The organism is Bacillus sp. SG20033, from assembly GCF_044570195.1.
GTDB lineage: Bacteria > Bacillota > Bacilli > Bacillales > Bacillaceae > Bacillus > Bacillus subtilis.
Genome location: NZ_CP172606.1, coordinates 544081 through 569098 on the forward strand (window position 1 = coordinate 544081; position 25018 = coordinate 569098).

Consider the following 25018-nt stretch of genomic DNA (forward strand, 5'->3'; position numbering starts at 1 on the left):
TTCATCTGTAAAATTATTGGAAATAATAAACTGATTTCCAGTTTATTATTAGCAGAGTCAGCCGGGATACAAAAGGCGTATGAAGATTATACCCAGCACATTATCGGGTCAAACTCTCTCAATGCTCCCCCATGGGGATCGATTTATTTGACCGTGAACATTGATTGTTTGAGGAAAAAAGAATGGGTATATCCATGAGTGACTGTTTGGAAACATCTGCAGAAACAAAGTTTTACAAGTGAACAGCCCTGCTTTTAAAAGATTATCTTGCTCTTGAACAAGAAACAGCTGAGCTAAGTACTATTAAGCAAAGAAAGACACTCGTGATTCATTTTTCACGGTGTTTTCAAACCAAAGTTTTTAATAGGCCTCTTATTCAGCGCTGGTATACACATGTTTAACAAATAATGCCATGAATAAATCGTAAATATAATTTGCAGTTATTTCCGATTCCTGATATAATAAAGAAGAATTATTTTTGTTCGGTGTAAAGGATAGTATGAAGATTGACTTTTCGTCTTGATGATACTTTGGGCAAGGATAGTATATACTGTGTGGTTACACACTAGGAGGCAACAAAAATGGAACAAGGTACAGTTAAATGGTTTAATGCAGAAAAAGGTTTTGGCTTTATCGAACGCGAAAATGGAGACGATGTATTCGTACACTTTTCTGCAATCCAAAGTGACGGATTCAAATCTTTAGACGAAGGTCAAAAAGTATCGTTTGACGTTGAGCAAGGTGCTCGTGGAGCTCAAGCTGCTAACGTTCAAAAAGCTTAATCTTCAATCGTTTATACAAACAGGCTCTTTATATAGGGCCTGTTTTTTTATGTCTATATCATACTCAATAAAAAACCCTACTCAACGTTCGAGTAGGGAGATGCTACAAGGTAATAGAAAAAGATTTAAAACTTCAAAGGTTTGTTTACAGTATAACATACTGGATTGACAATATGCGGAATGTATATAAAATATTTAATGTTTTGTTCAAATATAGATAACTGACTCTTTTTTTCACTAACCTGTTCGTTCATTTAAGTAAGATTAGATGAATTATAAAAATGGTTTCATCTAAATGTTATCAACTCGCATATCTCTTTTATGAGAAGAAGATAAACAATTATTATTCAATGTGGCAGTGGATATAAGAAATTCTTAAAAATAATGAGGAGATCGATTGTTTTTTTCTCCTGGAAATAATCACTTAGAGATACCTAAAACAATGAAAGCCCTACCTCTCTTCCATCCTTACGGCTCCTTGTCCGTGCCAGTGTGAATCAGGATACTAAAAAAAGTGACTATTTTATTGAGTTTTTTGGTAAAACTTCAATCTTCGCAGAAGAAATGTAAATAATAAAAATGGATTAGAATGTAGGAATAACAAAAGAGGTCGTTAATGTTCTAAACATAACTTGGAGAAGATTTGCTTTTCATCATAATATTCCGAAATATCTTTTGGGATGTATCTAACCAAAACTTTTTATTTGTTTTTCAGTGATTCCTTTAATTACTTCCAGTTCACTAATCAAAAATTCATATGCATTATCCAGCATTTTTTTTTCGCTTGCATTAAGTGCTTTTTCTTTCTTCATACGCATTAAATCACGTACAACTTCAGCGCCTTCTTGTATTTCACCTGTTTTTATTTTGTCCGTGTTTATTTTATACCTTTGCTTCCATGGCAGTAACCTATCTGATTCTCCATGCTGAAAAATGTGCATAATGTGTTTTAATGCAAGTATATCGGTAACTGGTCGTATATTCGAACTCAATATTTTACGCGTTGGAATCATAACTGTCATATTACTGATTGACATTCTTATGACATAATACTGTTGTTTTTCCTCTAAGAATTCTTTTTCTTCTATGGCTTCAATTATACCTGCTCCGTGCATTGGATAAACAATGTTATCGCCAATTTGAAACATATCATCCACCTCCATATATGGTAACCTTCTTAAGATTACCATATATGGAGGTGTAATATCAAAATTTTAATAATAACATGATCGAATTTTTGATGTCAATAATTTTTTTGAAAAAACAGATCAAGCAAAAACAATAGGGAACGTGTCGGATTTCCAATCAGGAAAAGGTCAATTGATCCGTGTGATCAGTTTTTCATTGGCTCAATGACATCACAGAAATGATTTGAGTAGAAATAAGAAGGAACGATATTTGTGAAATGTCAGCTAAAAATATTAAAAGCACATGATTAAGTTCTAATTTCTTTACCGATTTGATATGGATAACGGCCGACTTACTTAATGATGCATTTTCACTTATCTTGGGAGCAGAAAAATGAACATTTTGCCACCGAGATTGGCATTATTAATATGGAAATTGACAACCTTCAAATGGGTATTGAGGTGAGAAGAAAAATAAAGAAAGGAGAGATTATAAATGAAGACCAGAACATAAAGAAGTAAAGGGGAAAGAACAAGGTTAATTGAAAAGCAAACTATATAAAATAGTTTGCTTTTCTTTTTGTTATGAATTCACTTCTTTTTCTTTCTCTTTAATGACTAATAAAACACCGCTAAGAATTAAAAACGAACCTATCCAAAATGTCCCGCCTATTTGTTCTCCCAGCAGAATCCATCCGAGTAAGGTTCCAACCAGAGGCTGAAAAAAGAAAAAGAGGCCTCCGCTTGAAGCATTTAATAATTGTAAGCCACGGTTCCACAATAAAAATGCACAAGCGGTTGAAACAATTCCCAAATACAAAAGGCCACCTAGAATTTTAGGTTCAAGCAGTAGTGGCGTAAAAATCGTGCTAGGTTTTACAAAAGGAGTTAGTGCCACAATGGCCACAAAAGTTGAATACGTTGTAACAAGTATAGGCGAATAGCTGTTTGGCACGCGTTTGATAAGCACTGACATCAGTGCCCATGTAAGTGCTGCAACAAGCAGAGAAATACCGCCAAGCTGATTAGAGGTATCAATATGTCCGTTTCCAACAATAAATAATACGCCTGTGGTCGCTAAAATTATTGAAGTTCCTTTTTTGATAGTCAATGGTTCTTTAAGTAATAGACGAGCAAAAATAACCATGAACGCTGGTGTGGAGGACGTAATAATTGCTCCCATTTGTGCTGAAGACAACATCGTTCCATATTCTTGTGTAACAATTGAAATGGTGTTGCCAACAATTCCAATGGCCACAATTAATAAAAGATCGCGCTTATGAATTTTCCAAGATTGTTTCCTTATTAAACCAACAATAAGAAGAGCAAGGATGGCGATGACATACCTGATCCAAACCAATTCAAAAGGCGGAATTACTGCGACAACAACCTTAACCACAACATACATGCCACCCCAGATACTAGCGGCTAAAGCTAAATATATAGAACCTAACAGGGTATTTTTCATTTTTTTGTTCCCTCCGTATTTAAAATTAGGTCAATAAATGCCCTAACGGAGAGAAGTAGTCACTTTACTCCATTAAGGGCGGAGAAGTGCTACTGGAACATCATTTTCAAATAGTGGAGCTAAAAACATGTTATGATCACCTCGATTTTTAAGAATGACTATCATTATACAATGTTGGTTTTAAAGCCGTAAACACCTTAAGGGGACTCCGTTTATTAATAGAATAAACTTTATGAATTCATTTTTTTGTATGATAATGGCGTCATATTCATCGCTTGTTGAAATTTACTTATGAAATAACTGGTACTGTTAAATCCAACTTGATAAGACACTTCTGTCACATTGGATTCAGGGTGTTGCAGTAATAATAAGCTTTTTTGAATTCTATAATCCATTACATAACGTAATGGCGACTTATTCAGCATTCGTTTAAAATAACGGCAGCATTCAGAACGGCTCAGTTGGCCAGCTTTTGCAATGTCCTCTAATGTGATTTTTTCAGCATAATGGAGATGGATCCAGTTTAACATTTGTTTCATTCGATGACTTTTTATCATTTCAGATTGATCGTACTCTAATTGAAAACCATTAACGACCAGGTTTTTCCACATTAACGTTAATTGCATCGTAATGTCAATCTCATAGAGCGATGTCTTTTGTTGAATCAATTGATTTATTTTTTTAACAGCATCTAGAATATTTTTTGCCCACTGTTGATTTCCATCCAAAAATAAATAGGGCAAATTGGTTGAAAACATATAGGGCTGAACATAGCTGGAATACAGTTCTTGAGATAAAACGAAATGGGGTGACACATTTAAGCAAATATACGTACAATCCGAGCCTTCCTTTTCTTCTGCCATGTGCAGGCAGCCGCTATTGATAAATAATCCATCCCCTTCGTGAACCTCTATTTTTTCTTCATTTATTTGAAAGAGAGCTATCCCTTTTAGTATCAAAACAAATTGGATTTCATCATGCCAATGAAGCGGAATATAGCCATTTATATTTTGATTGATCGTTGTCTTGTAGCAGGCAACTGGTAATTCTACCGTTCGGTGCTCTGTTAATTCTTTTAAATTTTGGTCGATCACAAAATTCTTCATTCTGACTTCTCACCTCAATATATTTATATTTTTTCATTCAATTTGAGTATTTTTTATCATATTTTGCATTTATTATAACACTATTATTATATTTATTAGTGAGGAGTCATGTATGAATACTTCCAATAGAAGAATGGGATTGTTCTATGTTATCACAGGGGCGACATGTTGGGGAATTGGAGGCACAGTAGCCAAAAAACTTTTTCAAGAATATCAAATTGATGTCAATTGGCTTGTAACGACACGTTTGCTTACGGCTGGAATGTTACTTTTAATGCTGCAATTGTTCAGAAAGCATCGGTCTCAGGTTATTGAGGTTTGGAAAAACAAAGCGTCGGCTGGCCAGCTTCTTATTTTTGGCCTATTGGGAATGCTAGCTGTGCAGTACACATATATGGCATCCATTCAACATGGGAATGCTGCCGTTGCTACATTATTGCAATATTTATCCCCAGTAATCGTCATTATCTACACGCTTTTGCGAAAACAAACGGTTCTTGCCAAACAAGATATCATTACTGTTGTGCTTGCTTTAGTGGGTTGCTTTTTTTTGTTAACAAATGGTTCAATGTCTCAACTTTCAGTGCCGGCAGCTGCAGTAGTATGGGGAGTTTTATCAGGATTCGCGGCAGCTTTTTATACTTTGTATGCCGTTGGTTTATTAAATAAATTTGATTCTCTTGTCGTTGTAGGTTGGGCTATGATTATTGGCGGTTTTGCATTGGGTTTTATCCATCCGCCATGGCAACTGGATTTTCAACGATTAACTGCTGAGGCGTATGCATATATTTTATTTGTGATATTATTTGGAACAATGATTGCGTTCTGGTTCTTCATAAAAAGCTTGGAAAGCCTTTCTCCCAAAGAAACAAGCCTATTAGGCAGTTTAGAACCTTTATCCGCTGTTGTAACAACTGTCGTTTGGTTAAAAGCGCCATTTGGTTCTTTTCAATGGATTGGTGCTATTTGTATTATAGGGATAACTTTAATATTGGCTTTAAATAAAGAGCCTTCTATGCAAAGTGAAAAGTCGATATTAAAGATTAGGAATCATGCAAATCGGGATATATAGGGGCTTTTTTTGCTTACATGACCGGTCCGGCAATGAAAAATACTGGTTGAGTTTGAGCACTCTCGGCAGTATCAAAAATACCAAGGGTTTTGACGCCCTTGATATTTTTTCTTCAAGAACCTTCAATTCTTCTTCTCTGATCGAAAAACGTATTACCTTTTTGTAATTGGTATCCAAATTTCACTTTTAAAAGATGGTGATGTTACATCCTTATGCTCATTCCACAATATTTCTGGACCTTCTATTTGTTCGTAATTTGACGATGGAAACCATTCGGAATAAATACGTCCCCATACTTCTTGCAGTGTATCCGGAAATGGTCCGATTGATTCGAATACAGCCCACGTTGAGGCAGGAACTTCAAGCCGTGAGAAATTATCTGGACACTGTTTCGTTGTGGCTGCGCCAATATAGTGATCGAGCTCTCCGTTTTCCTCTGTCCGACCTTCAGAAAAATTCGTGGATGCACTAATGAGGCCTGATGGTGCTACATTAGAAAGCTCTTTTAGTTTATTTATTGCTTTTTCATCTAAACTTTCCCACATAGATGCAATCTCCGGATTAATCCCTTTAAAAATAATAGGAACTCTTTTTTTAATGCCAACGATGCGAAATGCCTCTTTTTCTTCAATACGGTAGTTCATTTCATTTCCTCCTTTAATTGTTAGCTGGAAGGTCATTCGTGGATAAGCTTTAAGGGAATGGCCATTAAGTCTGGCTTTTGATGGGTTTATGCCATGTAAATTTTGGAATGCCCGTGCAAAAGAATCAGGTGAGTTATAACCGTACTTTATTGCAATATCAATCACTTTTACATTGCTGTCTTTAAGTTCAAAAGCTGCAAGAGTAAGACGTCTGCGACGAATATATTCCGATAATGAAATACCTGCAAGGAAGGAAAACATCCTTTTAAAATGATATTCAGAGCAGAAAGCAAGCTTTGCTGCCTCTTGAAAATCAATATCATTAGTGAGGTTTTCTTCAATATACTTTAACGCCCTATTCATACTTTTAAGCAAATCCATTTATTTGGCCTCCTTTAACCAAAGAATAACAGGAGTGAAATGTATTTATCCGACATTCTGTGCACAGTTTTGCAGGATGACTTATATGAAATAAAGTAAGTGATTCACTTGTATTTGTACAGGTTTTATTGAAGCATGCTGTTCATAAAAAGGCATCAATAAAAGAAAGTTATAATTGTCTTATAAACGGCACATTCATATAATTGAGTGAAAAAGGATGCGTATCATGCCTATCAATTCTTTTGAAAACTATCCGATGAGCTGGAAGCCATCGATTGATAAAGCTGAAAAGCCTATTTATAAAGCACTTGCAGGGCAATTGGAACAGGATATTTTAAACGGAGTTTTATTACCTGGAACAAAACTTCCTCCACAGCGAGAATTGGCCGATTATTTAGATTTAAATGTGAGTACGATTTCCAAAGCATTTAAAGTGTGTGAGTTAAAGGGGCTGCTGAGTGCGACTGTAGGGAGCGGCACATTTGTATCGTATGATGCGTTGTCGAATGCGTATTTACTTGAGGATACAAAGCCGACACATTTAATTGAAATGGGAGCAATACTTCCAGATCACGCTTCATATGAGCCCTTGTTACACCAACTGAAAAACATGATTCAGGAGGAGGATTATGAAAAATGGTTTAGCTACGGCCGGGCAGGCGAAAGCCTTTGGCAAAAAGATGCAGCTGTAAAGCTCATCCAAAGAGGCGGATTTGAAACATCCGTTGATCACATTTTATTTGCAAATGGAGGGCAAAATGCGATTGCAGCGACATTGGCGAGTCTTTGTAAGCCTGGAGACCGCATCGGAGTTGACCATCATACGTACCCTGGTTTAAAAACTGTTGCATCATTGCTTAGTGTGCAAATCGTACCGATAAAATCAGAGAACGATGAAATGAGTCCGGAGTCACTTGAATATGCGTGTAAAAATGAAAATATTAAAGGTTTGTATTTAATCCCGGATTATCATAATCCGACGACTTCCTTTATGTCTGTTGAGAATCGAAGAATGGTTGCAGACATTGCAAAGAAATATAATCTGTTTGTTATTGAGGATGCATCGTACCATCTTCTTAGCAAAAAGCCGCTTCCGGCACTCGCCTCATTCGCACCGCAACAGGTTATTCATATTGCAAGTTTATCAAAATCGTTAGCGCCAGGCCTGCGTTTGGCTTATGTAGCAGTGCCGAGACAATATAAGGAGCCAATATCGAAGGCGCTTTATAATTTAAATATAACCGTTTCCCCGCTATTAGCTGAACTTACTGCTCGCACGATTGTATCAAATCAATTTGAAGTCTTAATTGAGAGTCATCGTGAACAAACCATTCGCAGAAATCAACTCGTAAACCGATATGTTGCGGGATATACATGTTTAGGTGTTGAAACAGGCATTTTTCGTTGGTTGTTGTTACCGGGTAAAATGTCTGGTGCCGAATTTGAAGAATTGGCTGCTCGACATGGCGTGCAAGTGTATGCGGCTGAACGCTTTGTAGTGGGAAATAGTTGTCCTGAAAGGGCTGTAAGGGTTTCTGTCTGTGCACCAAAAACACTTGAAGAGCTTGAACAAGGATTAATGATCCTGAGACGTTTGCTAGACGATCTTACCTAATATTGTTTGCCATACAATTATGACATTGTATGGCTTTTTTGTGCGTGTTATGATGATCCACATCTAGAGGGAGGTTTATACAAAATTGGCTTTTAGAAAGGAAGGTCAGATGATGTTAGACAAGGACAGCGTAAAAGCAATAGATGTTCAAACTGCTTCATTACAAAGCTACATCAGTTCACCAGAAAAACAAAAATCGTTATACAAGCGTACACTATTCGTTGTGAGTATCTCACAAATTTTTGGCGGTGCGGGGCTGGCGGCAGGAGTGACTGTCGGTGCGCTTATTGCACAGCAAATGCTTGGCACTGATGCGTTTGCTGGTTTGCCTTCTGCTTTATTTACTTTAGGGTCAGCAGGATCTGCATTAATTGTTGGAAGACTTTCTCAACGTTATGGCCGTCGAACAGGTCTTTCAGCTGGCTTTATGATTGGCGGACTTGGAGCAATAGGCGTTATTATGGCAGCAATCATAAATAGTATTTTCTTGTTATTTATTTCGTTGCTTATTTACGGTGCAGGAACAGCCACAAATTTACAGGCCCGTTATGCTGGTACAGACTTAGCAAATCATAAGCAGCGAGCGACTGCTGTTAGTATTACGATGGTTTTTACTACATTTGGCGCAGTGGCAGGTCCAAGCTTAGTGAATGTGATGGGGGATTTCGCTCTTTCTATTGGTGTTCCATCACTTGCTGGCCCTTTCATTTTAGCCGCAGCAGCATATATGTTAGCAGGTGTGGTCCTTTTCATTATGCTTCGTCCAGATCCATTAGTTATAGCAAGAACAATAGAAGTGGCAAATGAAGAGCCTGGTGATAAAGGACATTTGGCGGCAACTGAGCATACAGAAAACAAAAAAGGGATAATCGTTGGGGCAACAGTTATGGTTCTTACCCAAATAGTAATGGTAGCTATTATGACAATGACACCGGTTCATATGAGACATCATGGGCATGACTTGGGGGCAGTAGGGCTTGTTATTGGTTTTCATATAGGTGCTATGTATCTCCCTTCACTGGTTACAGGTGTTCTTGTAGATAGGTTGGGACGTACCGCAATGGCTATTTCCTCTGGAACAACGTTGCTTTTGGCAGGTGTAATAGCAGCATTTGCTCCGGGAGATTCTATGGTTCTTCTCGTCATTGCTCTTTCTTTACTCGGATTAGGGTGGAATTTTGGTTTGATAAGCGGGACTGCCCTTATTGTAGATTCAACTGATACTGCCACACGAGCTAAAACGCAGGGGACAGTGGATGTTCTGATTGCGTTGTCAGGAGCTGCTGGCGGGGCACTATCTGGAATGATTGTGGCAGGGTCAAGTTACCTAGCATTATCATTTACTGGAGGGATGTTGTCCTTATTACTCATTCCAGTGGTGGTATGGTTTAGGGGCCGCTAAAGGGTAGGATTGTTTAATTTACATTAATTTGTTATATTGTTAGATAAAGTCTATTGCAGCATCTAATATTCTAACGAACTATAGTTGCTCCATTAAATCTATTATAAAGATTTGACCAGGATTCCTTATAGCTGTGTCACTCACTGCATATTCTTTAATTGAATCACATAAAATGGTTATCGGATTTGAAAAAGGCAGGATTACTCGCTTTAGGTAAAGGAGTCATAACGTTGTTAAAAAGGTTTTCTCTTGTTTTTGTTACACTAATGATGTCTATACTTGTTGTTTTAGCGGCCGCTAAAGAGTCGCCTGGAGATCATGTCATCTCATTTGATGAACCTCTTATCTTGATGATCTCAATTGGGATCGTTGTATTTTTATTTATCCCTCCATTAGTCATGTCCTTTTTTGGCAATTTGGTTGTAAGAATAATATCTGGTGTCTACCAATGTTTTATCGTTTTCACTTTTCTGGGGCTCATTCCAATTGGATTTCTTATTCCCAATGGCTTTTTGACAATTCTAGTTTCTATTGCAGGAACTTTAGTCAGTATAGCTAGTGTTGCCGTAACCTTATGCATTGGCAAGAATAAAAAAGATATATAATAATTGAATTGTTATTTTTTCAGGTTGTCAGTGAAATAATAAAACAAGATGAGAAGGCTTTGTGGGCCTTCTCTTTTTATGTTGTGGACATGGATATAGCCCATGATATTTTTTGTTGTTGCATCATCCTCACTTTAAGCTTAATCTATTGAATAATAAGAGAAGGAACCTATAGAAGAATAAAATAAATACCGAGATGTCAAAAATAAAACTGGACTTCATTATTATCAATTCACGTAAATGTAAAAAGCTTGGAAAGAGGGGAATTCCTTCATGACAAATAGCAGAACGAATCCGAAGGTTGATGAATTTTTAAGTAAAGCGAAAAAGTGGAAGGCAGAATTTAAGAAGTTGAGAACCATCATTCTTGACTGTGAGCTGACTGAAGATTTTAAGTGGATGCATCCTTGTTACACATACAATAATAAAAATGTCGTTTTAATACATGGGTTTAAAGAATATTGTGCGCTTCTGTTTCACAAAGGTGCCCTATTACAGGATACCGATGGAATTCTCATTCAACAAACGGAGAATGTACAGGCGGCGCGCCAGATTCGGTTTACAAATGTTCAGGAAATAAATGAGCTAGAAAACATTTTGAAAGCCTATATTCACGAAGCCATTGAAGTTGAAAAAGCCGGTTTGAAAGTGGAAGTTAACAAAAATATTGAATTGAACATTCCTGAAGAACTTCAAAAAAAATTCGATGAAATCCCTGCATTGAAAATTGCTTTTGAAGCTTTGACCCCGGGACGGCAAAGAGCGTACACTCTTTATTTTTCTCAAGCCAAACAATCCAAAACCCGAGAATCGAGAGTCGAAAAATATGTGCAAAAAATTCTCGATGGAAAGGGATTAAAGGATTAGGCACGCCAAGGTTCAGGCTAAAGGAATAGCATCATAGCGTAATAAGATCCTTTCTATAGAAGAAAAACAAGCATAGTAAGATGCTTGTTTTTTCTTAGGACAACATTCACTTACTGCTGAAATGCTTCTTTTGATTAACATTGTATGCCACTAGACAGCGTTATAAAATATTAATGCAACACCTAGAAATAGCTCAATGGTACGGCTCATCACATTTAGAATGCCTAGGAGAACTAATAGAACCGGAAGATTTTTCAGCAAGTTACTGCACTTCAAACTTTGTTTTTATATTAATATATCTTATTTCCTTATTAACCATTGTATTTAGTCAGGTACAGACAAACGAATACTGATTAATGAATCATCATGATATCAATGAGCCGCTTGATTTTTTCATTGTCACCTGTATCAACATACACTGTTTTTCTGTTTTTTATGATATTCTCAGTCACTTCCCTCATGACGCCTTTTTCTAAATCATCAGCGGAATCCCAGCGTAAAGGCACATTATATACATGAATCGTGCCATCCCCATTGCCATGATAAGTGACTGATCCATCCACTAAACGAGAACCTGCCAACTGGGTCACATCTTCTGGATAGCTGGCACTTGTATCATCATTAGGATTAATTGGCTCGCCAGCCGAAATATGTCGAACATTTAATTCATCTATCTCTTGATTAGGTCCCAGTTGAAGCCAAACCCTGGCATATTCAATTTTTTCCGAAGAGTATGCTGCCAATACATTGTCTTCTTTGCTTTTCTCCTCTGCTGAAGAGGTATCATTTGCAGCTTTTGTTGCGGATTCTTCTGATTCTGTTATTGGCTCCGCTTCATCCTTGCGTATTTTGGTTCTCTCTTCAGGCTCAGTGTGTTTTTCGTCAGTTTGCACAGCAGAAGCTTGATTTGAAGGTTGATGTGCTTCTTCATCCTTACTGCCCGTACATCCAGCAAGCAAAATCATGAGCAGCAGGGCAGTAATACAAAAATATATCTTTCTGTGTTTCTTCATTCTTTCATTCATTCCTCCCTCTCCATTAACTCAGGTCAGCTTCATATATAAGTTTATGTATCTAAATATTACCATGGAATAGATAGGATGATATTGAAAACTGTTTAAGAAGAGGAAACGATCTTGAATAACATCGCGAAAACTTAAGAATTCTTAAGAAGTTTTGCCCCTTTTTCTGTGTTTTCAAGCGGGAACATGATGAAGGATTTAGAACGTAAATATCCAGAGTTGAAAAAATTATTGGAGACTTACAATTATAAGTTGTTGGCGCTGGGGATGATTTGTCCAATAGCTCCAACAGATGTCGTTTGTTTTTTATCGGCAGCTGTAGGAATCAAGTATACCACTTACATTTTAACGGTTATCGTTACGAATATCCCTTTATTGATATTTTCGAGTTTCATTGTGATCAATTTTAGTGAGTGATTAATGGGAACTGTATTGGTTGTCGCATCATTTGTTTTGGTTTCTATTGTATCCATTAAAATGTGGAACACCCTTAAGCATAAACGGAGCACATAGAAATGCCACGGGACTAACCATTTATAGCTTATAAGCACCTGTAGAGATTTAAGTTCTTTCGGTATCCAATAATACCAAGGGTATAACTGCCCTTGGTATTATGTTCTGCTGCACATATATAAACCCTCCATTTTCGTTTGTAGATCCTTTTTAATTTTTGTATTTTAGGTTGAATGATCACCAGAAGAAAAATGAACGCATGATCTGAAAAGCTGTTTTGCCGCAAAATAAATTAACGATAACAATCCCGCTACTACGATATATTGTGTGTCTGATTTTGATTACTGTATATAAGCGTTTTTTAGTAAATGCTCTTTCATTTTTTGAATTGCCTTCGCTTCGTCGGCTCCATGAGCGTATATATGTATTTCGGTTCCTGGTTTAATTCCTAAATCCATAATGTCCATGATGGCTTTTGGCGCTTGTTTGAGGTTAACAGTTTTCCCTTGGTATTCAAGAAAAATATCTGATGTAAACCGATGAGCTATACTGACTAACAGGGTAGCTGGTCGCGCAAACCCTGTTTCCTTAATGATCGTAAATTGTCTTTTAATCATTCTTCACCTCATTAAAGTCTGCCTCTTGACGGATTTATAGTTGGGTTGCAGATCAAATTTGAATTTAGAGTACCTTAGGATAAGTGATCTAATTTCATCATTTTCTCTGCATTTTGAAATAACACCCTTTCTTTGTGTTTACAAAATAATTCTCAACTAACTAAAATGGACAATGTCTTCATTCGAGAAAAAAGCATGATTCACTAATCAACATTTGTTTATTATTGTAAATAAAAACTTGGTGTGTACAATGGTTACATTCAGGCGATTTGTTGATTATTCAACATTCCACTCTAAATTGTTGATTATCTTAAGAAAGTTTGGTGAAAAGCTATGTCCAAAGTGGATAGAAGAATAACCAAAAGCCAAGAGGCTATTAAAATAGCTCTGATTGAGCTGATGACTGAAAAAAGTTTTGATCATATTACGATTAAGGAAATTTCTGAAAGGGCAAATGTAAACCGGGGAACAATCTATCTTCATTACTTAGATAAATTTGATCTATTAGAAAAAATTATGGAAGAGCATATAAACAATATGGGGGATTTTTGTGAGTCGGCAGCTGAAATGGACTGGATTGAATCGACTGTACACTGCATGGAATACCTTGAGAGTAATTATTTATTCTTTTCGACGATGTTAGCCAGTGAAGGCGCTCGATATTTTCGCAGTCAGTTCCTTAAGTTTAATATCGAAGAGTTCAGGAAAGATGTAGATGTAACGAAAGGCAAGAATTACGGCCAAAGTGAAGATGTCATTGTTGAATTTATAGCAAATGCTTACGTAGGGGTAGTGGAATGGTGGTTGAAAAACGAAATGCCTTACCCGCCTCGTGTCATGGCAGAAAAAGTGGGGGATTTGTTAGAGAGGATTTTATAATGGAGGCAGGTAAATGGGTGTTGCGAATCGTTAGGAACAAGAAGGTGACTTATTTGTCTAAGCGAGAGATTCAAGTCTCCTCGATCGCATACAAAATACCAAGGGTTGCTGGCCCTTGGTATTTTTATACTTTCATGCATTTTTGAAGTTTATGCTTAATGGTCTGCCTTACTTTGCAAATCGCCGAGCTGCGGCAACGCACATGATAACGGCGATATTCACTGCTACGAGTGCCCAGCCTACTTTCTCGTGCAGTATCACTGAGGCAAGCAGCAGTCCAAAAAAAGGCTGGAGAAGCTGGAGCTGCCCAACCGCTGCAATTCCCCCTTGGGCAAGACCTCGATACCAGAACACGAAGCCAATCAGCATGCTGAATAAGGATACATATGCAAGACTGAGTAGCGCGGGAACGCCGATCGCCGACCATGAGTCCGGCGTAAAAAAGAACGACAATGGCAGCATAAGAGGAAGCGACAGAACGAGTGCCCATGAGATCACCTGCCAATTCCCCAGACGCCGTGAAAGCCTTGCCCCTTCCGCATAACCAAGACCGCATACGACAATAGAAGCCAGCATGTACGCGTCGCCAAGCGGGGATGAACCTCCCCCCTGAATGAGGGCGAAACCTGCTACTAACAAGCTGCCGGCAGCTGAGAAAATCCAGAAGACGGGGCGAGGGCGTTCACCCCCGCGCAGTACGCCGAAGACTGCCGTTGCGAGTGGAAGAAGTCCAATGAAGACAATGGCGTGTGCGGATGTGACATGCTGAAGCGCTAAAGCTGTCAGCAACGGGAAACCAATCACTACGCCGAACGCTACCACTAACAATGAAATGAGATCTCTTTTGGCAGGATGCTGCTGCCGGAAGATGAGAAGGAGACCTCCCGCCAGTACACCAGCTATTGCAGCACGGCAAACTGTGAGAAATAACGGATCGAAGTCTGACACAGCCAAACGGGTCGCAGGCAGCGAGCCGCTGAAAATGAGTACGCCTATAAAACCATTTATCCAGCCATTTGTTCGTTTGTTCATTACAATCACTCCACATATCTTTCTTGTTCATTGTCTGTATTTTCTTAACAAAACCAGCAGCTAAGGATTACAATGACTATAAACTGGAATTGGCCTTTTTTAAACGGCCAGTTTTCATAAAAAAATGCATACCAGTTAGGAGAACAACGTGCAAATGGATATCACGCCTTTTTTGAATAGAACTCTGGATATTCCGCTTTATCAGCAGCTTTATCGGTATTTTAAAGAAAATATGCATCGGGGCCGTATTCAAAAAGGAATGAAGCTTCCTTCAAAAAGACTCCTGGCGAATCAGCTTTCCATCAGCCAAACGACTGTAGAACGTGCCTATGAACAGCTCGCTGCTGAGGGCTATATTGTGAGCAAGCCAAGAAGCGGGTGGTTTGCTGATTATCATGATTCTGATTTTGCTTATGATAGAATGCCAAGCACAACACCCATCCAACAAGAAGCAGAAGAAAATAAACAATGGATTGATTTTCATTATGGAAATGTAGATTCTTCTTACTTCCCTTTTTCCGCATGGCGAAAAAGCATGGTCAATAGCTTAGACCAATATGGACACGAGCTTTATCGGCCGGGACATGTTTTAGGAGAGTTTGAGCTGAGAACACTCATTGCAGAGTACCTGTATCAATCTCGGGGTGTTCATTGCGGCCCTGAACAAGTGATTATAGGTGCCGGGAACCCTATTCTGCTGCAAATCTTGTGCCAAGTTTTTGAGCCGAATATTTCTATAGGGTATGAGGATCCTGGTTATCCAAGAGCACGCAAAATTTTTGAAGCCAATCGCATGAATATTGTTCCGATACCAGTCGATGAGGAAGGAATCTGTATACAGAAGATCAAAGAACAGCAGCCAAACCTTGTATATGTCACACCTTCCCATCAATTTACGCTGGGAACAATCATGACGATCAACAGAAGAATTCAGCTGCTCAAATGGGCGGCCGAAAATCAATCCTTTATCATAGAGGATGATTATGACGGGGAATTTAGGTACACAGGACAGCCGGTTCCTTCTCTGCAAGGGCTTGATCAGCATAACCGTGTCATTTATATGGGCACTTTTTCTAAGTCTCTTTTGCCCTCGCTGCGTATCAGCTATATGATTCTTCCTTCGCCTCTTTTAAAAAAGGGGCATGAAATCACGTCCTTATATAAGCAGACAGTGTCCTGCCACAGTCAGCTAACCCTAGCTGAATTTATAAAAAATGGAGAGTGGCAAAAACACATCAACAGAATGAGAAAACTTTACCGCAAAAAAAGAGCCATTGTATTAGAGGCAGTGCAAAGGGAATTAGGAGAGCATGTCAGAATCCGCGGAGAAAACTCTGGGCTTCGTATCTTACTTGACGTTTATTTGCCATTTGGTGAAAAAGAGTTAATTGAGAAGGCGAAAAAACATGGAGTAAAAATTTATCCTGTTTCTCTTTCTTATCAACATCATCCTCCTACAAAAACGGTTTCGCTCGGGTTTGCAGGGGTTTCTGAATCCGACATAAGAGAAGGCATAAAAAAACTGAAGGCTGCCTGGAAGATATGAGGGAGCTTTCAGTTTAGCAAAACGGCCAAGTGACGGAACTAAGTGTTGAGAGCTGTTCAATATTTTTTAAGTATATGATGAGTGCCAGCAGTCCAGCCCACGATATGTCTGTTTAGCGAAAAACAGAATTTTTTATTTGCTCATCACAGTGCTAAAATAAACAAAAGAGACAATTGAAAAAATAGAGGTGTAAGAATGAAGTTAGATGAGTTTACAATTGGCCAGGTCTTCAAAACGAAATCATTAAAAGTATCAAAAGATGATATTATGCGGTTTGCGGGTGAATTTGACCCTCAGTATATGCATGTAGATGAAGAAAAAGCGAGTAAAGGCAGATTTAATGGAATTATCGCTTCCGGCATACAAACACTGGCCATATCTTTTAAACTTTGGATTGAAGAAGGTCTCTATGGAGACGATATTATAGCCGGAACAGAGATGAATCATATGACATTCATAAAACCCGTATATCCGGATGATGAATTGTTTACAATTGTTGAGGTTCTTGATAAGCAGCCAAAGAGAAATGAATTGGGAATACTCACAGTATTGTTATCTACTTATAATCAAAAAGAAGTAAAAGTGTTTGAAGGTGAGTTATCCGTATTGATGAAACGATAACTCAGAAAGCCCGCTTTTCGCGGGCTCGATTGAAGCAGATGGGTGAAAGATGTTAGCGGGTTTCTTTTGAAAAATAAGAGGTTAAAATATCATAAACAATAGGCAAAGAAGTAAACCCCTCATTTTCTAGAAAATGACCCCCGTGCTGGACTTCGTATAACGCAGCGTCAATTTGTTGTGCCAGCTCCTTGCTCCATGAAAATGGAACAATTTGGTCGTTCTTAGAAGCAATGACAGCACGGTGCTTCGCGGACTCGATGATTTTTTGATGATCAAACGATCCCTGTGTAAATTCATCTAACATCTGTAAAGTGGGCAACGATTTGGCAAAGCCGGAAACAAGTATGATTCCGCCAAGCTGTTTTCGTAATTGAATATGTTCCAAAAATCTCAAAATGGCAGGGCACCCTAAGCTGTGCGCAACCAAATACGTATTTTCGTGTAAAGTGTGCTGATATAAAGAGAGTGTATCCAGCCAATCCTCAAGTCTTGGCTGGAGCGGATTAGGCATGTTTAAAATGTCTGCTTGGACCCCATCTGCGAGCAGACGTTTTTTCAGCCAAGGGAACCAATGATTTGTTGAGGAGGCTCTGTAGCCATGAATGATATAGACTTGTTTTGTCATTATTTCCTCCTAAGAAATATTTTCATTCAGTATAAAATTCCTCTCATTGGGAAACAAGTACGCACTTTTTTGTAAGTAGCTTTACATATGAGGCACTCCTTGTGCCATTCCCCACTTACACATCTCATCTATGAGGGGATACAAAGATCGCCCTCTGTCAGATAACGAATACTCTACTTTCAGTGGGGTTTGAGAAACCTCAGACCGATGAATAAGGCCGTCAGTTTGCAATTCCTTAAGCTGTGCGCTTAACATTTTATGGGTGATGAAGGGCATAGCCCTTTTCAGCTCGCCGTATCTCATCGTTTTTTCACACCCTAACTCATAGAGAATTCTCATTTTCCATTTGCCCCCTATAAGAGATAAGGTGTATTCAAATGGGGCTTGTTTACTGCGGCACAGGCTATCCATGTAATCGAACCTCCTTTTTAAGGTATCATATCAGAATAATTCAGGATTTTCGGTGTTGAAGTTTGAGGGCGATTCGCGATCTGAACTGAAAGGAGCACTTGCTCAACAGGCGGCACGGTACATGAATGTTCTAAGTCAAAGAGGGTTACCTTACTGTTAATTACTTTATTTAAAAAAACGCATGTTTTTAGCTGAAAATATCTATTATGGTATATTTAAATATAACGAAATATTTGAGAAATGAGGAATGGTATGAATACACCCAAAAAACGTAAGAAATTTAAAGCGAAAATGATTCTCCAAATCATCATGGTTATCATTGGAGGAATCATTGCGGCATATGGACTAGAAACAGTGCTCATTCCAAACAGTGTATCTGATGGAGGGGTGACGGGTCTTAGCATTGTTGGTTCACAGCTATTCAACTTGCCGCTGGGGATTTTGATTGCTGTGATCAACATTCCATTTGTCTGGTTAGGATATAAGCAAATTGGGAAAAGCTTTGCATTATTATCAATTATCGGAATCGTATCGCTTGCCGCGGGGACAAGCTTTTTCCACCACACACCCGCTATCATAGAAGGAGATACCCTGTTAATTACCGTTGTCGGCGGGATTATCCTTGGATTCGGAATGGGGCTGGCGCTGCGTAATGGCGGCGCATTAGATGGAATTGACATGCTTGCTGTGCTGCTATCCCGAAAACTGCCATTCGGAACGAGCGATCTCATTCTATTCTTAAACCTATTTGTGTTTATTTTTGTTTCCACAGTATTTGGCTTACAAGGGGCATTGCTTTCAGTCATTGCTTACTACATTGCATCCAAAGTGATTCATGTTGTGGAGGAAGGCTTAAGCGGCTCTAAAACCTTTCAAATTATTACAACCCAACCTGAATTAATGGTAGAGACAATACGTGATCAATTAGGCCGAAGCGCCACATATAAAGAAGCTTACGGGGGTTTTTCCCACGAGAAATTTAAAGAAATCACATGTGTCATCAACCGTTTAGAAGAAACCAAACTAAAGGAAATTATTAATGATATTGATAAATCCGCCTTTGTCACCGTATATGACGTAGCTGAAGTGAAGGGCAGCAATTTTAGAAGTCTTAATCATCATTAGAAAAAAGAATGACCTTAACTGACATGCCGCCGATAAATATAATCAAAAACACTTTTTGAGGGCTTGAGGGTGTAACCGTAAAGGTCTGAATTATAGAAATACCAAGGGTGTCAAAACCCTTGGTATTTTTTCTGCCAAAAATAAGCCATTTTGGTGAAAGATTATTTCTCTGTGGCGAAATAAAGCAAAGCGATGACCGGAAAAGCGATACCAATCCATAGTGCTGTACTCCAGCCGCCTGAGGCATATGCCCATCCTCCAATAGATGACCCTATAGCACCGCCTAGAAAGAAGATTGCCATGAATAATCCGTTTAATCGACTGCGAATTTCAGGCGCCAACGAAAAAATGGCACGTTGACTGAGCACAAGGTTTGCAGATACGCCCATATCTAACAGAATAGCGGCAGCCACTAGAACTGTTATGCCGAAGGGGGAGCTGCTCTGAATCATGAGCGGCAGTAATAAAGAGACAATGACAACACCGAGAGCGATTCCAGTGGCAATCCGGGTCAAGCCGCGATCAGCCAGACGGCCGCCTATTGGTGCAGCGACTGCACCCGCAATGCCCACCAATGCGTAGAGTGCTATTGCCTTCTGAGAAAAATGAAAATCAGGACCGGACAATAATAAAGGAACGGTAGTCCAGAACAAGCTGAAAGCTCCAAATACAAACGCATGATAGATGGCACGGCGGCGTAAGATTGGAGTCGTGCGCAGCAGCTTCCACATTGAACCGAGTAAGGCAGTATAGTTTGTATTTGCTGTTGGTTTTCTGGCAGGAAGCACTTTTGATAATACGATGGCCAGGATAACACTTACCACGGCGGACAAAGCGAATATTGCAATCCACCCCCAGATATCAGCGACTAGACTAGATATCGGACGGGAAAGCATAATACCGAGTAATAAGCCGCTCATGACATTGCCAACAACCCGGCCGCGTGCAGCGTCTGATGCAAGGTATGATGCAAATGGAACAAGCACTTGGGCTGCGATTGATCCCAATCCGACGAAAAACGCAGCTGCTAAAAACAGTGTTCCATGCTTCACAAATGCTGTTAGTGTCAAAGCCGCTGCGCTTAGAAGGAGCGATACAACAATAAGTTTTTTGTTTTCGATAATATCTCCTAAAGGGACAAGAAATAGTAAGCCGGCAACGTATCCGATTTGGGTGAGTGTGACAATCAATCCAGCACTGCTTGGAGAAAGTCCAATTGCCTTACTAATTAATCCGACCAAGGGTTGTGCATAGTAAAGATTAGCAACAATGATACCGCATGCAGTTGCGAGAAGAAGGGTTAAACTGGGTGAAATCCTCTGACCTGCTTGTTTGTTTCCATTAGCCATATGAATGAACTCCTTTTTAAGTGGTTTTTTGAGTGTAATCATGACTTCTCACAAGTGATTTTATAAACTGAACGTTCAGTTTCGTTGATTAAGGAAAATAATATACTAAACGTTCAGTTTTGTAAATAGGTTTCTGTTTTCTTTTTTTATTCAGATTAAGTATACTGAACGTATAGTTTATATTGCGGGAAGGAATGATTCATGTGCAGAGTAAACGAGGGCGGCCGCGTGATGAAGGAACGCATAAGGCGATTCTCTCTGCAGCCTATGACCTATTGCTGGAAAAAGGCTTCGATGCGGTGACAGTCGATAAAATTGCCGAGCGTGCGAAAGTGAGTAAAGCAACGATTTATAAATGGTGGTCTAACAAGGCTGCCGTTATCATGGACAGCTTTCTTTCGACCGCGACGGACAGGCTGCCTGTGCCTGATACAGGGTCGTCAGTACAAGATATAGTAACCCACGCCACGAATTTAGCTAGGTTTTTGACAAGCCGGGAAGGAACCGTTATTAAGGAATTAATAGGTGCAGGGCAGTTGGATGAAAAATTGGCAGAAGAATATCGCACGCGATTTTTCCAGCCTCGCCGCCTCCAAGCGAAAGGCCTTCTAGAAAAGGGAATTCAGAAAGGTGAATTGAGAGAGAATCTTGATATTGAAGTAAGCATAGATCTCATATACGGACCGATTTTCTATCGTCTGCTTATAACAGGGGACGAGGTGAATGACTCCTATGTGCATGATTTGGTAGTGAATGCGTTTAAGGGAGTTCAAGCTACATGAAGGATTTGGTACAGAAAGCCTTCAAAGAACAGAGAGAAATTAACGGCCATTTTGTAGATGTCATGCCAATGGAGAAAATACTTGCAGTATAAACAGGCCTCTAAAGAGGCCTGTTTTTTTTATGACCGGATGCTCCATCTATATTCAGCATTGGCTGAATGACCACTCCCTGCAACTTGAAATCGTCTCATTTTTATCATGATCTGGATCATGATTGAAAACAGCCGGTCCCATACAAATAAAATGGCATTCTTCAATGTCAAAATAATCAAATCTAATGTGTAATGAAGCAATGCAAAGGGTTTTCAGAATGAGGTTGGTGTTAAGGAATCAAAAAGCTTTGATGTTCCAAATATAAGGGATTGTTTATATAAATAATAGTTTATATAATGGCGGAGGCGCTAAAAAAACGCGGGGAGAGACTCATGCTTTCGTTTAGACAAACAGAGCGCTGTATAAAGAAACGTAAAGGGGAATGTATAGACATTTGTTGCTTATATAACGAGTTGTGAAGGACGAGTGCATATGACGATTGATGTTGCGGCGATGACTCGTTGTTTGAAAACACTTAGTGATCAAACTAGGCTTATAATGATGAGATTATTTCTTGAAAAAGAATATTGTGTCTGTCAATTGGTTGATATGTTCGAAATGAGCCAGCCCGCCATAAGCCAGCATTTGCGGAAATTAAAAAACGCAGGTTTTGTGAATGAGGACAGAAGAGGCCAATGGCGTTATTATTCAATAAATGGTTCCTGTCCTGAGTTTGATACATTGCAATTGATCTTACATCAAATTGATCAAGAGGATGAATTGTTAAACCATATCAAACAAAAGAAAACTCAAGCGTGTTGCCAGTAAGGAGGCATTAGATTGACATCAATGATTTTGGCAGTATTCATCTTTTTATTAACTCTAGTATTGGTCATATGGCAGCCGAAAAATTTATCTATAGGGTGGTCAGCCTGTGGAGGCGCAGTTTTAGCTCTAATAGCAGGTGTTGTCAATTTTCATGATGTGTTAACTGTGACAGGGATTGTTTGGAATGCGACATTGGCTTTTGTGGCCATCATACTGATATCGTTAATTCTTGATAATATCGGTTTCTTTGAATGGGCAGCGCTTCATATGGCTAAGGCTGCAAAAGGAAACGGTGTGCGGATGTTCGTTTATGTATCTCTATTAGGAGCTATCGTCGCCGCGTTATTTGCAAATGACGGTGCAGCTCTTATATTGACACCAATCGTATTAGCGATGGTCAGAGCATTACATTTTAATGAAAAATTAGTTTTTCCTTTTATCATTGCCAGCGGATTTATTGCGGATACCACTTCGCTTCCTTTAGTAGTGAGCAATTTGGTCAACATTGTTTCAGCGGACTATTTTCATATTACGTTTATTGATTATGCATCCAGAATGGTTGTCCCGTACTTGTTTTCGCTGCTGGCGAGCATCATTGTACTTTACCTTTTCTTTAGAAAAAGCATACCAAAACGCTATGATCTGACTGAGGTTAAAAAACCGGTTGAAGCAATTAAAGATCAAAACATGTTCAGACTGTCATGGTATATCTTAGGGCTGCTGTTAATTGGATATTTTGCAAGTGAATTTTTTTCTATCCCTGTATCAGTGGTAGCGGGCAGCATTGCAATCATTTTCTTAATCGCTGCGCAAAAGAGTCCGGCCGTCCATACAAAGAAAGTGGTGAAAGAGGCGCCATGGGCTATCGTATTCTTTTCAATTGGCATGTACGTTGTTGTGTATGGTGTCCGAAATGCCGGATTAACGGATGTCCTTTCAGATGTGATTCAAGCCGCAGCTGATCAAGGATTGTTTGCTGGGACAATTGGAATGGGCTTTATTGCGGCGATTCTTTCTTCCATTATGAATAACTTGCCGACTGTTATGATTGACGCACTGGCGATTGCCGGTACAGATACACATGGGATGATGAGAGAAGCGCTTATTTATGCAAATGTGATCGGTTCAGATTTAGGGCCTAAAATAACACCGATTGGTTCCTTGGCGACATTATTATGGCTTCATGTTCTTTCGCACAAAGGTATGAAGATTTCCTGGGGCACGTATTTTAAAACAGGAATTATCCTCACGATACCCACTTTATTGATCACACTTGTCGGCCTGTATATTTGGCTGCTGATAATCCATTCTTGTTTCTAAAAGGACAAGGTCACTATATCAAGGAAAACAATGCACTGGTAACTCTTGCCGCAGCCAAATGGCTGAAGGGTGGGGGAGAAAATATCTTGGGGACAAGTGGAATGAGTATAGCGCTGAAATCGAATGTCATGGATGACATCTGAAAGCTGTCAAAGCTATGAAAGAAGCAGGGATTGATATTTCAAATCAAACATCGGATAAATTTGATGATCCGGCAAAAGCACACGGAACAGAAGAAGTGTTTCCAAAGGGTCCGTGATGAAATTGGTGACCGTTTAAAACAGTTTGCTGTAACTGGGGAATAAAGAATCGATATATTCAGCGTTTCCTTGGGTTATATAATGCAATGTGTTGTTCAACAGGTGTCTGCGAGCTGAGTGCAGACACCTGTTTTTGTTTTTATTTGTCTGAGATTCGTAACAGGGAAGTTATTTAGCTGGTGACAGAGGAAAATTGATTTGTGAACAGAATCATGAAGGAGACGGTGTTTTAAAGGAGTTGTCTGTTTTGCAGGAATTAACAAAAGAAAAATACAGTAGCTTAAAAACAATGTTTGATGACAAATATTGTCCCACATTTGTCTATTCAATATTAGACCAAACCATTCCGGGAGCTGTTTATGCAGATGATCAAACCTTTCCTAAATCGTTTTTTATAGGAACTGAATCAGGCATTTATTTTATTGCGGGAGACCAAGGGAATCGGGATTTTCATGATTTCATTGCAGGATATTATGAAGAACAAGTGAAATCATCAAAACGATTTACCTTGTTTTCTTCCAGTGATACATGGGATAGTGTACTGAAACCCATACTGAAAGATGACTTGAACCAAATGAGAAGAGCTGCATTTTCTTATCAACCAAAATCTTTCAAAAAGACTTTGCAACTGCCAAAGGGTCTTGTATTGAAAAGAATAGACGAAGACATCATTTCACACAGCACAGCGTTTAACAGCGCTTATTATGAGGAGTATTGGAATTCTGTCTCACAGTTTGCTTCAAAAGGTTTTGGATTTGCTGTATTACATGGCAATCATGTAGTAAGTGAGTGTACCTCTATATTTTTAGGGCATAATCGAGCGGAAATGGATATCTATACACTTGAAGAATATAGAGGACTGGGGTTAGCTTATTGCGTAGCAAATAGGTTTATAGCGTTTTGTATGGAAAATGGGATTGTTCCTAGCTGGGATTGTGATATCTGCAACAATTCGTCCATTGCATTAGCAGCTAAACTAGGGTTTAGACCGGTAACGGAATACACTATTTACTACTCTGGCTAACCTTAATGAAAGAACCTTAAAA

General features: G+C 38.9%; 24 protein-coding genes and 1 pseudogene. 15 read left to right on the forward strand and 10 right to left on the reverse strand.

The genetic code is table 11. The features are described from left to right. The first annotated feature begins 581 nt into the window (after window positions 1–581). Window positions 582–782 carry a cold shock protein CspC gene (gene cspC / locus ACFVP7_RS02835; protein WP_003234247.1) on the forward strand — a complete coding sequence of 67 codons (201 nt, stop codon included), beginning with the start codon at window positions 582–584 and terminating at the stop codon, window positions 780–782. 686 nt (window positions 783–1468) lie between these two features. On the opposite strand, the gene ACFVP7_RS02840 is transcribed toward cspC, so the two are convergent. The 3 genes from ACFVP7_RS02840 to ACFVP7_RS02850 all read right to left on the reverse strand — a co-directional run bounded on the left by ACFVP7_RS02840 (window position 1469) and on the right by ACFVP7_RS02850 (window position 4483). Then, complete coding sequence (locus tag ACFVP7_RS02840) at window positions 1469–1930, reverse strand: CarD family transcriptional regulator (protein ID WP_024572643.1); 462 nt, start codon at window positions 1928–1930, stop codon at window positions 1469–1471. 562 nt (window positions 1931–2492) lie between these two features. Continuing rightward, the gene (locus tag ACFVP7_RS02845; RefSeq protein WP_338732423.1) at window positions 2493–3377 is read right to left on the reverse strand and encodes a DMT family transporter; all 885 of its coding nucleotides are present in this window, start codon (window positions 3375–3377) and stop codon (window positions 2493–2495) included. 230 nt (window positions 3378–3607) lie between these two features. Continuing rightward, the gene (locus tag ACFVP7_RS02850) at window positions 3608–4483 is read right to left on the reverse strand and encodes a helix-turn-helix domain-containing protein (RefSeq protein ID WP_338732425.1); all 876 of its coding nucleotides are present in this window, start codon (window positions 4481–4483) and stop codon (window positions 3608–3610) included. A 112-nt stretch (window positions 4484–4595) separates the two neighbouring features. On the opposite strand from ACFVP7_RS02850, the gene ACFVP7_RS02855 reads away from it, so the two are divergent. Next, window positions 4596–5555: a DMT family transporter gene (locus tag ACFVP7_RS02855; RefSeq protein WP_338732427.1), complete on the forward strand. Its 960-nt coding sequence runs from the start codon at window positions 4596–4598 to the stop codon at window positions 5553–5555. A gap of 152 nt (window positions 5556–5707) precedes the next feature. Here the strand turns inward: ACFVP7_RS02855 and ACFVP7_RS02860 are convergent, their stop codons facing one another. After that, the gene (locus tag ACFVP7_RS02860) at window positions 5708–6580 is read right to left on the reverse strand and encodes a GyrI-like domain-containing protein (protein WP_041850738.1); all 873 of its coding nucleotides are present in this window, start codon (window positions 6578–6580) and stop codon (window positions 5708–5710) included. Window positions 6581–6806: 226 nt separating this feature from the next. Between ACFVP7_RS02860 and ACFVP7_RS02865 the strand changes: the two genes are divergently transcribed. The 4 genes from ACFVP7_RS02865 to ACFVP7_RS02880 all read left to right on the forward strand — a co-directional run bounded on the left by ACFVP7_RS02865 (window position 6807) and on the right by ACFVP7_RS02880 (window position 11069). Further along, the gene (locus tag ACFVP7_RS02865) at window positions 6807–8195 is read left to right on the forward strand and encodes a PLP-dependent aminotransferase family protein (protein WP_069322393.1); all 1389 of its coding nucleotides are present in this window, start codon (window positions 6807–6809) and stop codon (window positions 8193–8195) included. 109 nt (window positions 8196–8304) lie between these two features. Continuing rightward, window positions 8305–9597, forward strand: coding sequence for an MFS transporter (locus ACFVP7_RS02870; RefSeq protein ID WP_338734115.1), 1293 nt, complete (start codon window positions 8305–8307; stop codon window positions 9595–9597). A gap of 230 nt (window positions 9598–9827) precedes the next feature. After that, entirely contained in the window at window positions 9828–10202 is a 375-nt protein-coding gene (locus ACFVP7_RS02875) for a hypothetical protein (RefSeq protein WP_014478947.1), read from the forward strand. A gap of 273 nt (window positions 10203–10475) precedes the next feature. Next, a complete protein-coding gene (locus ACFVP7_RS02880) occupies window positions 10476–11069 on the forward strand; it encodes a YdeI family protein (protein ID WP_338732431.1) in 594 nt (197 codons plus the stop codon). A 353-nt stretch (window positions 11070–11422) separates the two neighbouring features. Here ACFVP7_RS02880 and ACFVP7_RS02885 read toward each other — a convergent pair whose 3' ends face one another. Both ACFVP7_RS02885 and ACFVP7_RS02890 read right to left on the reverse strand, forming a co-directional pair. After that, window positions 11423–12082, reverse strand: coding sequence for a hypothetical protein (locus ACFVP7_RS02885; RefSeq protein ID WP_069323049.1), 660 nt, complete (start codon window positions 12080–12082; stop codon window positions 11423–11425). Window positions 12083–12885: 803 nt separating this feature from the next. Beyond that, on the reverse strand, window positions 12886–13161 hold the full coding sequence (locus ACFVP7_RS02890; RefSeq protein ID WP_144486936.1) for an HPr family phosphocarrier protein: 276 nt from the start codon (window positions 13159–13161) through the stop codon (window positions 12886–12888). 333 nt (window positions 13162–13494) lie between these two features. Between ACFVP7_RS02890 and ACFVP7_RS02895 the strand changes: the two genes are divergently transcribed. Further along, window positions 13495–14040: a TetR/AcrR family transcriptional regulator gene (locus tag ACFVP7_RS02895; protein ID WP_015252737.1), complete on the forward strand. Its 546-nt coding sequence runs from the start codon at window positions 13495–13497 to the stop codon at window positions 14038–14040. A 168-nt stretch (window positions 14041–14208) separates the two neighbouring features. Here ACFVP7_RS02895 and ACFVP7_RS02900 read toward each other — a convergent pair whose 3' ends face one another. Continuing rightward, window positions 14209–15072: a DMT family transporter gene (locus ACFVP7_RS02900; RefSeq protein ID WP_041336960.1), complete on the reverse strand. Its 864-nt coding sequence runs from the start codon at window positions 15070–15072 to the stop codon at window positions 14209–14211. 154 nt (window positions 15073–15226) lie between these two features. Between ACFVP7_RS02900 and ACFVP7_RS02905 the strand changes: the two genes are divergently transcribed. After that, entirely contained in the window at window positions 15227–16618 is a 1392-nt protein-coding gene (locus ACFVP7_RS02905) for a PLP-dependent aminotransferase family protein (protein ID WP_273796161.1), read from the forward strand. 195 nt (window positions 16619–16813) lie between these two features. Then, a complete protein-coding gene (locus ACFVP7_RS02910) occupies window positions 16814–17239 on the forward strand; it encodes a MaoC family dehydratase (protein WP_024572354.1) in 426 nt (141 codons plus the stop codon). A 52-nt stretch (window positions 17240–17291) separates the two neighbouring features. Here the strand turns inward: ACFVP7_RS02910 and ACFVP7_RS02915 are convergent, their stop codons facing one another. Then, the gene (locus tag ACFVP7_RS02915) at window positions 17292–17864 is read right to left on the reverse strand and encodes an alpha/beta hydrolase (RefSeq protein WP_086343495.1); all 573 of its coding nucleotides are present in this window, start codon (window positions 17862–17864) and stop codon (window positions 17292–17294) included. 81 nt (window positions 17865–17945) lie between these two features. Beyond that, window positions 17946–18275: a winged helix-turn-helix transcriptional regulator gene (locus tag ACFVP7_RS02920; protein WP_128737540.1), complete on the reverse strand. Its 330-nt coding sequence runs from the start codon at window positions 18273–18275 to the stop codon at window positions 17946–17948. Window positions 18276–18527: 252 nt separating this feature from the next. Between ACFVP7_RS02920 and ACFVP7_RS02925 the strand changes: the two genes are divergently transcribed. Continuing rightward, window positions 18528–19400: a YitT family protein gene (locus ACFVP7_RS02925; protein WP_338732445.1), complete on the forward strand. Its 873-nt coding sequence runs from the start codon at window positions 18528–18530 to the stop codon at window positions 19398–19400. A 161-nt stretch (window positions 19401–19561) separates the two neighbouring features. Here the strand turns inward: ACFVP7_RS02925 and ACFVP7_RS02930 are convergent, their stop codons facing one another. After that, on the reverse strand, window positions 19562–20749 hold the full coding sequence (locus tag ACFVP7_RS02930) for an MFS transporter (RefSeq protein ID WP_338732447.1): 1188 nt from the start codon (window positions 20747–20749) through the stop codon (window positions 19562–19564). A gap of 203 nt (window positions 20750–20952) precedes the next feature. Here ACFVP7_RS02930 and ACFVP7_RS02935 point away from each other — a divergent pair, with 203 nt between their 5' ends. From ACFVP7_RS02935 to ACFVP7_RS02955, 5 genes and pseudogenes are all read left to right on the forward strand, one after another. Continuing rightward, window positions 20953–21531, forward strand: a complete 579-nt coding sequence (locus ACFVP7_RS02935; RefSeq protein WP_338732449.1) for a TetR/AcrR family transcriptional regulator — start codon at window positions 20953–20955, stop codon at window positions 21529–21531. A gap of 525 nt (window positions 21532–22056) precedes the next feature. Beyond that, entirely contained in the window at window positions 22057–22392 is a 336-nt protein-coding gene (gene aseR, locus ACFVP7_RS02940; RefSeq protein ID WP_015482851.1) for a metal-responsive transcriptional regulator AseR, read from the forward strand. 12 nt (window positions 22393–22404) lie between these two features. Continuing rightward, entirely contained in the window at window positions 22405–23712 is a 1308-nt protein-coding gene (locus tag ACFVP7_RS02945; protein WP_014478962.1) for an arsenical efflux pump membrane protein ArsB, read from the forward strand. A gap of 58 nt (window positions 23713–23770) precedes the next feature. Then, window positions 23771–24017 (forward strand): annotated as a pseudogene (locus tag ACFVP7_RS02950) (hypothetical protein). A gap of 193 nt (window positions 24018–24210) precedes the next feature. Beyond that, window positions 24211–24996: a GNAT family N-acetyltransferase gene (locus ACFVP7_RS02955; protein ID WP_338734119.1), complete on the forward strand. Its 786-nt coding sequence runs from the start codon at window positions 24211–24213 to the stop codon at window positions 24994–24996. Window positions 24997–25018 lie beyond the last annotated feature (22 nt).